Source organism: Streptomyces sp. CBMA156 (assembly GCF_014596515.1).
Classification (GTDB): domain Bacteria; phylum Actinomycetota; class Actinomycetes; order Streptomycetales; family Streptomycetaceae; genus Kitasatospora.
The window spans coordinates 1-11,026 of record NZ_MSJQ01000133.1 but is presented as its reverse complement, the minus strand read 5'-3'; the positions used below and the strand labels follow the sequence as shown (position 1 = coordinate 11,026).

General features: G+C 72.1%; 12 protein-coding genes. 11 read left to right on the top strand and 1 reads right to left on the bottom strand.

Features of this window, described 5'->3' with window-relative positions:
- The coding region (locus BU198_RS11045; protein ID WP_317620062.1) for a YihY/virulence factor BrkB family protein at window positions 1-1,227 on the bottom strand (1,227 nt) is incomplete at its 3' end.
- Between the two features lie 177 nt (window positions 1,228-1,404).
- Here BU198_RS11045 and BU198_RS44220 point away from each other — a divergent pair.
- The 11 genes from BU198_RS44220 to BU198_RS10990 all read left to right on the top strand — a co-directional run.
- Window positions 1,405-1,488 (top strand): putative leader peptide, encoded by an 84-nt coding sequence (locus BU198_RS44220; protein ID WP_401079798.1) that lies wholly within the window; start codon window positions 1,405-1,407, stop codon window positions 1,486-1,488.
- A 197-nt stretch (window positions 1,489-1,685) separates the two neighbouring features.
- Window positions 1,686-3,410: a nitrite/sulfite reductase gene (locus BU198_RS11040; RefSeq protein ID WP_188296663.1), complete on the top strand. Its 1,725-nt coding sequence runs from the start codon at window positions 1,686-1,688 to the stop codon at window positions 3,408-3,410.
- A 99-nt stretch (window positions 3,411-3,509) separates the two neighbouring features.
- Entirely contained in the window at window positions 3,510-3,692 is a 183-nt protein-coding gene (locus tag BU198_RS11035) for a hypothetical protein (RefSeq protein WP_188296662.1), read from the top strand.
- Complete coding sequence (locus tag BU198_RS11030) at window positions 3,673-4,374, top strand: phosphoadenylyl-sulfate reductase (RefSeq protein WP_188296661.1); 702 nt, start codon at window positions 3,673-3,675, stop codon at window positions 4,372-4,374. The genes BU198_RS11035 and BU198_RS11030 overlap by 20 nt, the downstream gene beginning before the upstream one ends.
- Window positions 4,375-4,424: 50 nt before the next feature.
- Window positions 4,425-5,021, top strand: coding sequence for an adenylyl-sulfate kinase (gene cysC / locus BU198_RS11025; protein ID WP_317620061.1), 597 nt, complete (start codon window positions 4,425-4,427; stop codon window positions 5,019-5,021).
- Entirely contained in the window at window positions 5,018-5,974 is a 957-nt protein-coding gene (gene cysD / locus BU198_RS11020) for a sulfate adenylyltransferase subunit CysD (RefSeq protein WP_188296660.1), read from the top strand. The genes cysC and cysD overlap by 4 nt, the downstream gene beginning before the upstream one ends.
- 1 nt (window position 5,975) lies before the next feature.
- Window positions 5,976-7,298 (top strand): sulfate adenylyltransferase subunit 1, encoded by a 1,323-nt coding sequence (locus BU198_RS11015; protein ID WP_188296659.1) that lies wholly within the window; start codon window positions 5,976-5,978, stop codon window positions 7,296-7,298.
- 245 nt (window positions 7,299-7,543) lie between these two features.
- Entirely contained in the window at window positions 7,544-8,701 is a 1,158-nt protein-coding gene (locus BU198_RS11005; RefSeq protein ID WP_188296657.1) for an aliphatic sulfonate ABC transporter substrate-binding protein, read from the top strand.
- A 206-nt stretch (window positions 8,702-8,907) separates the two neighbouring features.
- Window positions 8,908-9,705 (top strand): ABC transporter ATP-binding protein, encoded by a 798-nt coding sequence (locus BU198_RS11000; protein WP_188296656.1) that lies wholly within the window; start codon window positions 8,908-8,910, stop codon window positions 9,703-9,705.
- Entirely contained in the window at window positions 9,692-10,603 is a 912-nt protein-coding gene (locus tag BU198_RS10995) for an ABC transporter permease (protein ID WP_188296655.1), read from the top strand. The genes BU198_RS11000 and BU198_RS10995 overlap by 14 nt, the downstream gene beginning before the upstream one ends.
- A gap of 10 nt (window positions 10,604-10,613) precedes the next feature.
- A partial coding sequence (locus BU198_RS10990) for a sirohydrochlorin chelatase (protein WP_188296654.1) occupies window positions 10,614-11,026 on the top strand: 413 nt, incomplete at its 3' end.

Genomic DNA, 11,026 nt, shown 5'->3' with positions numbered 1-11,026 from the left:
GTCGCTGTCCGGCGGCGGCGGGGTGGGCCGGTGGTGCGGCCCGCCGCGCGCGGTGAGACGCCCGCGCACGTTGTCGGCGGCCAGCACGTCGGCCCACCGCTCCGGGTACTCGGAGGGCACGTCGGCGTCCTCGCCCTCGTCCTCGCCCCACTCCTCCTCTACGCCCTCGGCGAGCCCGAGTTCGCGGGCGCGCCGGGCCCGTTCGACGGCCCGCCGGGCGGCGACCTCGCGGACCACCGCGGCGGCCGCCTCCTCCTGGGCGCGCTCGTTCTCGGCGCGCGCGTCGGCGGTCTCCAGGGTGGGCCAGCGGCGGTCTATCGCGGCGTTCATCGCGGCGCCGATGAGGACCGCGAGCGCCACCACGAAGATCCACAGCAGGACGGCCACCGGCGCCGCCAGCGAGCCGTACACCGAGACGGAGGGGCCCTCGATCGAGCTGACCAGGTAGAGCCGCAGGCCGACGCTGCAGAAGACCAGCACCACCAGGGCGACCAGGGCGCCGGGGATGTCCTCGCGCCACGGGGTCGAGACCGGGACGGCCAGGTGGTAGAGGGTGGTCAGCGAGACGATCAGCAGCACGATCGCGACCGGCCAGTAGAGGGCGCCGACCAGCCCGGCGATGCCGGGCACGGCGTTCTCCACCAGCCCGGGCCCGGTCGTCAGCAGCGGCAGCACCAGCGAGCCGATCACCAGGGCGCCGAAGTAGAGGCCGAGCGACATCAGCCGGGTCTTGACGATGCCCCGCTTGCCGTCGAGCCCGTACATGACGGTGATGGTGTCGATGAAGATGTAGAGCGCCCTGGAGCCCGACCAGAGGGACAGCAGGAAGCCGATCGAGACGAGGTCGGGCCGGGCGGTGTCGAACACCTGGTTCAGCAGCGGGACCACGACGTCGTTGACGGAGGAGTCCGACAGCACCGTCCCGGAGGCCGAGACGATGTCGTGCTTGAGCCGGTCGATGGTCTCCGCGCCGAGGAACTGGTCGAGGTACCCGAGGGTGCCGGCCAGGCCGAGCAGCAGCGGTGGGATCGACAGCAGGGTGAAGAAGGCCGCCTCCGCGGCGAGCCCGGTGACCCGGTACTCGACGCAGGTGTTGGTGGTGTCCTTCACCAGGTCCCACGCCGTGCGGTGCCAGGTGGCCTGTTTGGCCGCGCGCCGGGAGCCCTTGCCCCGGCGTCGGGAGGGCCGCTCGGCGTTCGTTCTGCTCGTATCGCCTGCTGCTTGCACAGGGCCAACCGTATCGGGCCGGGGGGCCGCGGTTGATCTCCCCGGGGTGCGGGCGCGTGGCCGGGCGTCCGGCCGTGGAGCGGCGGGAACCTCCGACTGTCCCACATGACGAAACATCAGCGTCCAGTATCCGGATGTTAGTGGACCGCGAGTCCCGCGCCGTGCGAATCTCTTGCCATGCGTAGCGCCGGAACCACCCTAGTAGGTCGACTCCACGTCGATCTCCTTCGCGTGTCCAGCGCCATCTGTCCGGTGTCCTGAGCTCCCCCTCCGCCGTACCACCGCACCCGGCGCCGATCTTCCCGCCATCCCCGCCGAAGCGGATGCGCAGGCGCCCGCCCGGTCCCGGTCACTGCCCTTGAGGCCTTGAGAATCCGCAGGTCAGAGCAGCACCGCACGGCCGAGCACGCCCCGCGACCCATCCCGCGCCAGCGCCATCTGCCCAGAAGGACTTCACCATGGCCACCTCCCCCGAGACTGCCGAGCCCCCGGCCGACCGCGCCGCCGAGCGCCGGCCCGCCGCGGCCCGCAAGGCGACCCGTCACCGCGGCGAGGGTCAGTGGGGCATGGGCCACCACACCCCTCTGAACGCCAACGAGCAGTTCAAGAAGGACGACGACGGTCTCAATGTGCGGACACGTATTGAGACGATCTACGCGCAGCGGGGCTTCGACTCGATCGACCCCGCCGACCTGCGCGGCCGGATGCGCTGGTGGGGTCTCTACACCCAGCGCAAGGAGGGCATCGACGGCGGCAAGACCGCGATCCTGGACCCGCACGAGCTGGACGCCGAGTTCTTCATGCTCCGGGTGCGCATCGACGGCGGCCGGCTGACCGTCCCCCAGCTGCGGGCGGTCGCCGAGGTCTCCGAGCAGTACGCGCGCGGCACCGCCGACCTGACCGACCGCCAGAACATCCAGTACCACTGGATCCGGATCGAGGACGTCCCCGCGATCTGGCAGAAGCTGGAGGCCGTCGGCCTGTCCACCACCGAGGCCTGCGGCGACACCCCGCGCGTCATCCTCGGCTCCCCGGTGGCCGGCATCGCCGAGGACGAGATCATCGACGGCACCCCCGCCATCGAGGAGATCCAGCGCCGCTTCATCGGCAACCCGGACTTCTCCAACCTGCCGCGCAAGTTCAAGAGCGCCGTCTCCGGCTCCCCGCTGCTGGACGTCGCACACGAGATCAACGACGTCTCCTTCGTCGGCGTGGTCCACCCCGAGCACGGCCCCGGCTTCGACCTGTGGGTCGGCGGCGGCCTGTCCACCAACCCCAAGCTCGGCGTGCGGCTTGGCGCGTGGGTCCCGCTCGACGAGGTGCCGGACGTCTACGGCGGGGTCATCGGCATCTTCCGCGACTACGGCTACCGGCGCCTGCGCAACCGCGCCCGACTGAAGTTCCTGGTCGCCGACTGGGGCGTGGAGAAGTTCCGCCGGGTGCTGGAGGACGAGTACCTCAAGTACCAGCTGGTCGACGGCCCCGCCCCGGCCGAACCCGCCGCCCGCTGGCGCGACCACGTCGGCGTCCACCGCCAGCAGGACGGCCGGTTCTACGTCGGCTTCGCCCCGCGCGTCGGCCGGGTCGACGGCACGCTCCTCGGCCGCATCGCCGACCTCGCCGCCGCCCACGGCAGCGACCGGGTGCGCACCACCGCCGAGCAGAAGATGCTGATCCTCGACATCGCCGAGGAGCACGTCGAGTCTGTCGTGGCCGGCCTGGAGGCGCTCGACCTGCGGGTCACCCCCTCGCCGTTCCGCCGCGGCACCATGGCCTGCACCGGCATCGAGTACTGCAAGCTCGCCATCGTCGAGACCAAGGAGCGCGGCCGCACCCTGATCGACGAACTGGAGCGGCGCCTGCCGGAGTTCGCCGAGCCGCTGACCATCAACATCAACGGCTGCCCGAACGCCTGCGCCCGCATCCAGGTCGCCGACATCGGCCTCAAGGGCCAGCTGGTCACCGACGAGCACGGCAACCAGGTCGAGGGCTACCAGGTGCACCTCGGCGGCGCGCTCGGCCTGGAGGCCGGCTTCGGCCGCAAGGTCCGCGGCCTCAAGGTCACCAGCGAGGGCCTGCCCGACTACGTCGAGCGGGTGCTGACCCACTACCAGGCCGACCGCACCGAGGGCGAGCGCTTCGCCCAGTGGGCGGCCCGGGCGAGTGAGGAGCAGCTTTCGTGAACGAGCGCAGCGTGGGGGTCCCCCGGCCGGAGGCCGGGGGAGAACCGATCAGGCAGGGCATTGCTCGCGAAGCGGACGCCGAGCGCAGCGAGGTGGGCGATGAGTGAGCGCGCCGCACCGTTCTTCTGCCCCTACTGCGGGGACGAGGACCTGCGCCCCTCCGAGACCGGACACGGCGCCTGGGAATGCCACGGCTGCCGCCGCGCCTTCCAGTTGAAGTTCCTCGGCCTGCTGTCACCGACCAACCACGGGGGTACGTCACATGAGCAGCACCGTGACTGACTACGAGGCGACAGCCCTGCGGGCCGGCCGCGAGCTGGAGGAGGCCACCGCGCAGGAGATCCTGGCCTGGGCGGCGGACACCTTCGGCCGGCGGCTCTGCGTCACCTCCTCGATGGAGGACGCGGTCGTCGCCCACCTGGCCTCCTCGACGCTCCCCGGCGTGGACGTGGTGTTCCTGGACACCGGCTACCACTTCCCGGAGACCATCGGGACGCGGGACGCGGTGGCCGCGACCATGCCGGTCAACGTCATCACGCTCACCCCGCTGAGGACGGTGGCCGAGCAGGACGCCGAGCACGGGCCGGACCTGCACGACCGCGACCCGGACCTGTGCTGCGCGCTGCGCAAGGTCGAGCCGCTCAACCGGGGCCTGGCCGGCTACGACGCCTGGGCGACCGGGCTGCGCCGCGACGAGTCGCCGACCCGGGCGGACACCCCGGTGGTGTCCTGGGACCCGAAGCGCCGCAAGGTCAAGATCGCCCCGATCGCCCGGTGGACGCAGGAGGACGTGGACGCCTACGTCGCCGCCAACGGCGTGCTGACCAACCCGCTGCTGTGGGAGGGCTACACCTCGATCGGCTGCTCCCCGCTGTCCTGCACCCGCAAGCCCGCCGAGGGCGAGGACGCCAGGGCCGGCCGCTGGTCCGGCTCCGGCAAGATCGAGTGCGGCATCCACCTCTGACCCGTCATCCGTTTCTGACATATCGTCAACTACCGTGTGAGGAAGTTCCCGTGACAGTTCACACCCCGGCCGCCGACGGAGCCGCAGAGGCGGCCCTCCCGGCCGCCCCCTGCGAGCGCGGCGCCACCGTGTGGCTGACCGGGCTGCCCAGCGCCGGCAAGACCACGCTGGCCTTCGCGCTGGCCGAGCGGCTGCGCTCCGAGGGCCACAAGGTCGAGGTCCTGGACGGCGACGAGATCCGCGAGTTCCTCTCCAGGGGGCTGGGCTTCTCCCGCGAGGACCGCCACACCAACGTCACCCGGATCGGCTTCGTCGCCGAGAAGCTCGCCGCCAACGGCGTCAAGGTGCTCGCCCCGGTGATCGCCCCGTTCGCGGCCTCCCGCGCCGCCGTGCGCGAGCGGCACGCCGCGAACGGTACGGAGTTCCTGGAGGTGCACGTCGCCACCCCGGTCGAGCTGTGCGCCGAACGCGACGTCAAGGGCCTCTACGCCAAGCAGGCCGCCGGGGAGATCTCCGGACTGACCGGCGTCGACGACCCGTACGAGGCACCGGAGAACCCGGAGCTGCGGGTCCTGACGCAGGGCCGCGAGGTGGCCGACTCCACCGCCGAGCTGCACGCCTTCCTGACCGAGAGGGGCCTCGCATGACCACCGCGACCGACAGCCCGGGCCGTACCGACACTCCCGGCCAGAACGCGCGGAGCCCCTTCGCGCTGTCCCACCTGGACGCGCTGGAGGCCGAGTCGGTGCACATCTTCCGCGAGGTCGCGGGGGAGTTCGAGCGCCCGGTGATCCTGTTCTCCGGCGGCAAGGACTCCATCGTCATGCTGCACCTGGCACTCAAGGCCTTCCACCCCGCCGCGGTGCCGTTCTCGCTGCTGCACGTCGACACCGGGCACAACTTCCCCGAGGTCATCGCCTACCGCGACCGCGTCGCCGAGCAGCACAGCCTGCGCCTGCACGTCGCCCACGTCCAGGACTTCATCGACCGCGGGGTGCTGCGCGAGCGCCCGGACGGCACCCGTAACCCGCTGCAGACCGTGCCGCTGCTGGACGCCATCGAGAAGAACCGCTTCGACGCGGTGTTCGGCGGCGGCCGCAGGGACGAGGAGAAGGCCCGCGCCAAGGAGCGCGTCTTCTCGCTGCGTGACGAGTTCGGCGCCTGGGACCCGCGCCGCCAGCGCCCCGAGCTGTGGTCGCTCTACAACGGCCGGCACGCGGTCGGCGAGCACGTGCGGGTCTTCCCGCTGTCCAACTGGACCGAGCTGGACGTGTGGCAGTACATCGAGCGCGAGGGCATCGAGCTGCCGGAGATCTACTACGCCCACGAGCGGGACGTCTTCGCCCGCAGCGGCATGTGGCTGACCGCCGGCGAGTGGGGCGGCCCCAAGGACGGCGAGCCGCTCGAGCGGCGGCTGATCCGCTACCGCACCGTCGGGGACATGTCCTGCACCGGAGCCGTCGACTCCGACGCCACCACCATCGAGGCCGTGATCGCCGAGATCGCCGCCAGCCGCCTCACCGAGCGCGGCGCGACCCGCGCCGACGACAAGCTGTCCGAGGCCGCGATGGAAGACCGCAAGCGCGAGGGGTACTTCTAACATGACCAGCACCATCCGGGAAGCCACCGCCACCTCGCTGCTGCGCTTCGCCACCGCCGGCTCCGTCGACGACGGCAAGTCCACCCTGGTCGGCCGGCTGCTGCACGACTCCAAGTCGGTGCTCGCCGACCAGCTGGAGGCCGTCGAGCACGCCTCCCGCAGCCGCGGCCAGGAGACACCCGACCTCGCACTGCTCACCGACGGCCTGCGCGCCGAGCGCGAGCAGGGCATCACCATCGACGTGGCGTACCGCTACTTCGCCACCCCCCGGCGCCGGTTCATCCTCGCCGACACCCCCGGGCACGTGCAGTACACCCGCAACATGGTGACCGGCGCGTCCACCGCCGAGCTCGCCGTCGTCCTCGTCGACGCCCGCCACGGCGTGGTCGAGCAGACCCGCCGGCACGTCGCGGTCGCCGCCCTGCTGCGGGTGCCGCACGTGGTGCTGGCCGTCAACAAGATGGACCTGGTCGACTACGCCGAGCCCGTCTTCGCCGCGATCGCCGAGGAGTTCACCGGCTACGCCGCCTCGCTCGGCGTCACCGACGTGCTGGCCGTCCCGATCTCGGCACTGGCCGGGGACAACGTGGTCGAACCGTCCGCACACATGGACTGGTACGGCGGCCCGACCCTGCTGGAACACCTGGAGACCGTCCCGGTCGGCAGCGACCCCGACGCCGTGCCGGCCCGCTTCCCGGTCCAGTACGTGATCCGCCCGCAGACCGAGGAACACCCCGACTACCGCGGCTACGCCGGCCAGCTGGCCTCCGGCGTGCTGCGCGTCGGGGACGCCGTCACCGTGCTGCCCTCGGGCCACACCACCACGGTGGCCGGGATCGACGCGCTCGGCCGCGAGACCGACGTCGCCCGGGCCCCCCAGTCGGTGACCGTCCGGCTCACCGACGACATCGACGTCTCCCGCGGCGACCTCATCGCCACCGGCCCGGCCCCCGTGCCGGCCAAGGACATCGAAGCGACCGTCAGCCACCTCAACGAACGGCCACTGCGCGCCGGGGACAAGGTGCTGCTCAAGCACACCACCCGTACGGTGCGCGCGCTCGTCAAGAAGATCTCCTACCGCATCGACATCGACACACTGGAGCAACGCTCCGGCACCGACGGCCTGAACGTCAACGACATCGGCCACGTGGTACTGCGCACCGCCGAGCCGCTGGCCCTCGACGACTACACCGACAACCGCCGCACCGGATCATTCCTGCTGATCGACCCGGCCGACGGCACCACCCTCACCGCCGGCATGGCGGGCGAGGCCTTCACGACCGTACGCACCACCGGAGCACCCGACGAGGAGGACTGGGTCTGATGCCCAGCGAGGCGTTCTCGGGCATGGACAAGGAAGGCGGCCGCATCGGCAGCGGCGTCCTCGGCAGCGGCCAGGGCGGCCTGACCCGATGTGTGGGCCGACAGGGCTGAGAACGCCCTGTCACCGGGCTGTCTCCCCCCACAGCCGCCCGGCTTGCCCCGGCACACCGCTGCCGCGCGCACCACCTTCCGCACCTTCCGCCCGAGACCGCCTCCTGACGGTCCGTCCGCGAACAGGACTCCTCCATGGCACCGAACCCGGCACCTTCGCATACCCTCTCCCGCCCCGACGCCGGGCGGATCAGACGCTCCGCCGCGGCCGCCGTCGCCGGCCTGACCGCGGTGGCCCTGCTGTCGGCCTGCGGCTACGGCTCCAAGGCCGACAAGCCCTCCGGTGCGAACAACGCCGCGACCACCGCCGGGGATTCCGGGGTGAAGCTGTCCGCGGACACCGTGAAGATCGGCTACTTCGCCAACCTGACCCACGGCACCCCGCTGGTCGGCCTCCAGGAAGGCATATTCCAGAAGGAGCTGGGCTCCACCCAGGTCAAGACCCAGGTCTTCAACGCGGGCCCGGCGGAGATCGAGGCGCTCAACGCCGGCTCCATCGACATCGGCTGGATCGGCCCCTCCCCCGCGATCAACGGCTACACCAAGTCCGACGGCCAGTCCCTGAAGATCATCGGCGGTTCGGCCTCCGGCGGCGTCAAGCTCGTGGTCAACCCGGAGAAGATCACCTCGCTGGACGACCTCAGGGGCAAGAAGATCGCCACCCCGCAGCTCGGCAACACCCAGGACGTCGCGCTGCTCAACTACCTCGCCGAGAAGGGCTACAAGGTCGACGCGGCCTCCGGCGCCGGCGACGTCTCGGTGGTGCGCACTGACAACAAGGTCACCCCCGACGCCTTCCGGCAGGGCTCCATCGACGGCGCCTGGGTGCCCGAGCCCACCGCCTCCAAGCTGGTCACGCTCGGCGCGAAGGTCCTGCTCAACGAGAAGGACGTCTGGCCGGACAAGAAGTTCGTGATCACCAACATCATCGTCTCGCAGAAGTTCCTCAAGGAGCACCCGGACGTGGTGGAGGCCGTGCTGCGCGGCTCGGTGAAGACCAACGCCTTCATCAAGGACAACTCCGAGAAGGCCAAGGCCGACGCGAACGAGGCGATCAAGAAGGAGGCCGGCAACTCCCTGGAGCCGGCCATCCTCGACCCGGCCTGGGCGGACATCGACTTCCTCGACGACCCGCTGGCCGGCACCCTCCAGGCCGAGGCCGACCACGCCGTGACCGCCGGGCTCCTCAAGAAGCCCAGCCTGAAGGGCATCTACGACCTCACCCTGCTGAACAAGGTCCTCGCGGCCCAGGGCCGGCCCGCCGTCGCGGACGCCGGACTCGGCGCCAAGTAGCCCCGGCCGGGCGGCCCGGGTGCCGCCCGCGGCCCGGCCGCCCGCCCCCCGACTCCGCGGTCCGGCCCCGACCCGCCCGGTCGATCCCCGATCGATGCCCACCGGGCGGGCGGGGCCCGGACCACGGCCCCGCCTCGCAGACCTTTCCCTCCGCGCCCGCCACCGGGCGGGAGGGGCCCATGACCACTCACGCAGGAGGTGCCCGGATGACTCCGGCACTGACCACCGAACAGGGCGCCGCCGGTGCCCCCGCCGGCGCGCCCGCCGTCCGGCTCTCGCACGTGCACAAGTCCTTCGGCCGCCCCGGCTCCCAGACCCACGTCCTGGACGACATCACCCTCGACGTCGCCCCCGGAGAGTTCGTCACCCTGCTCGGCGCCTCCGGCTGCGGCAAGTCGACCCTGCTCAACCTGGTCGCCGGCCTCGACCAGCCGACCGGCGGCACCATCGAGGTGCCCGGCGGCCGCCCCGCCCTGATGTTCCAGGAACACGCCCTGTTCCCCTGGCTCACCGCGGGCAAGAACATCGAACTCGCCCTCAAGCTGGCCGGCGTGGCCCGCCCCGAGCGCCGCCCCGAGGCCGAGCGGCTGCTCGAACTCGTCCGGCTGAACGGCTCGTACGGCAAGCGGGTGCACGAGCTGTCCGGCGGCATGCGCCAGCGCGTCGCGATGGCCCGCGCGCTCGCCCAGGGCAGCAAGGTGCTGCTGATGGACGAGCCCTTCGCCGCCCTCGACGCCATCACCCGCGACGTGCTGCACGACGAGATCACCCGGATCTGGGCCGAACGGCAGCTGACCGTCCTGTTCGTCACCCACAACGTCCGCGAGGCCGTCCGCCTGGCCGAGCGCGTCGTCCTGCTCTCCTCCCGGCCCGGGCGGGTCGCCCGCGAGTGGCACATCGACCTGCCCCAGCCGCGCCGGATCGAGTCCGCCGGCGTCGCCGACCTGTCCATCGAGATCACCGAAGAACTGCGTGGGGAGATCCGTCGCCATGTCCAGCACTGAGACCACGCTCACCAAGCCCGCCGACGGTACCGACGGCACCGGGGACTCCGCTTCCGTCGGCGCCGGACTCGACGCCCTGGACGCCGTCACCGCACACCGCAGACCGCTCGGCGAGGCCCTGCGGTCCAAGGCGCTGCCGCCGCTGCTCGGCGTCCTGGTCGTCATCGCGCTGTGGCAGGGCGCCTACAGCCTGCACATCACCTCGTCGTACAAGCTGCCCAGCCCGGCCGACGTCTGGCGCTCCGCCCAGGACCTCTGGTACCAGGGCACCCTGCTCACGATCATCTGGACCAGCGTCTGGCGCGGCCTGTCCGGCTTCCTGCTCGCCGTCGTCATCGGCACCCCGATCGGTCTGGTGGTCGCCCGCGTCCGGCCGGTGCGCGCCGCCATCGGCCCGGTCCTCCAGGGCCTCCAGTCACTGCCCTCGGTCGCCTGGGTGCCCGCCGCCGTCATCTGGCTGGGCATCAACGACTCGATGATGTACGCGGTCATCCTGCTCGGCGCCGTCCCCTCCGTCGCCAACGGCCTCGTCGCCGGCATCGACCAGGTCCCGCCGCTGTTCCTGCGGGCCGGCCGCACCCTCGGCGCGACCGGCCTCAACGGAGCCCGCCACGTCCTCATCCCGGCGGCGCTGCCCGGCTACCTGGCCGGCCTCAAGCAGGGCTGGGCGTTCTCCTGGCGCTCCCTGATGGCCGCCGAACTCGTCGCCTCCTCCCCCGACCTCGGACGGGGCCTGGGCCGGTTCCTGGAGGACTCGCGCGAGTTCTCCGACATGTCCGGCGTGCTGCTCGGCATCATCCTCATCCTGTTCGTCGGCATCGCCATCGAACTGCTGGTCTTCACCCCGGTCGAGCGCCGGGCGCTGCGCAACCGCGGCCTGCTGGCCGCGAGCAAGTGAGGCACCGCTGATGTCCGCCCTCCTCCTGATCGCCCACGGCAGCCGCGACCCGCGCCACGCCGCGACGGTGGCCGCGCTCGTGGAGGAGGTGCGGGCCCAGCGGCCAGGCACCGAGGTCGCCACCGCCTACCTGGACCACTGCGCGCCGCGGATCCCCCAGGTGATCGGACGGCTGGCGGGCGCGGACGCGGTGGCGGTGCCGCTGCTGCTCAACCGGGCGTTCCACGCCAAGCACGACATCCCCGCCGCGCTGCGCGCCGCCGGCTCCGGGCTGCCGGTGGCGGACGTCCTCGGCCCCTCGCCCCTGCTGCTCGCCGCCCTGGACCGCCGCCTCGCCGAGGCCGGCCTGGCGGTCGGCTCACCCGCCGTCCGGGCCAGGACCGGCGTGGTGCTGGCGGCGGCCGGCTCCTCCGACCCGGCCGC

Excerpts from the sequence above, each read along its gene's own strand:
- BU198_RS44220 (WP_401079798.1), top strand. The coding sequence starts at position 1,405 with ATGCGTAGCGCCGGAACCACCCTAGTAGGTCGACTCCACGTCGATCTC.
- BU198_RS11040 (WP_188296663.1), top strand. The coding sequence starts at position 1,686 with ATGGCCACCTCCCCCGAGACTGCCGAGCCCCCGGCCGACCGCGCCGCC.
- BU198_RS11035 (WP_188296662.1), top strand. The coding sequence starts at position 3,510 with ATGAGTGAGCGCGCCGCACCGTTCTTCTGCCCCTACTGCGGGGACGAG.
- BU198_RS11030 (WP_188296661.1), top strand. The coding sequence starts at position 3,673 with ATGAGCAGCACCGTGACTGACTACGAGGCGACAGCCCTGCGGGCCGGC.
- cysD (WP_188296660.1), top strand. The coding sequence starts at position 5,018 with ATGACCACCGCGACCGACAGCCCGGGCCGTACCGACACTCCCGGCCAG.
- BU198_RS11015 (WP_188296659.1), top strand. The coding sequence starts at position 5,976 with ATGACCAGCACCATCCGGGAAGCCACCGCCACCTCGCTGCTGCGCTTC.
- BU198_RS11005 (WP_188296657.1), top strand. The coding sequence starts at position 7,544 with ATGGCACCGAACCCGGCACCTTCGCATACCCTCTCCCGCCCCGACGCC.
- BU198_RS11000 (WP_188296656.1), top strand. The coding sequence starts at position 8,908 with ATGACTCCGGCACTGACCACCGAACAGGGCGCCGCCGGTGCCCCCGCC.
- BU198_RS10995 (WP_188296655.1), top strand. The coding sequence starts at position 9,692 with ATGTCCAGCACTGAGACCACGCTCACCAAGCCCGCCGACGGTACCGAC.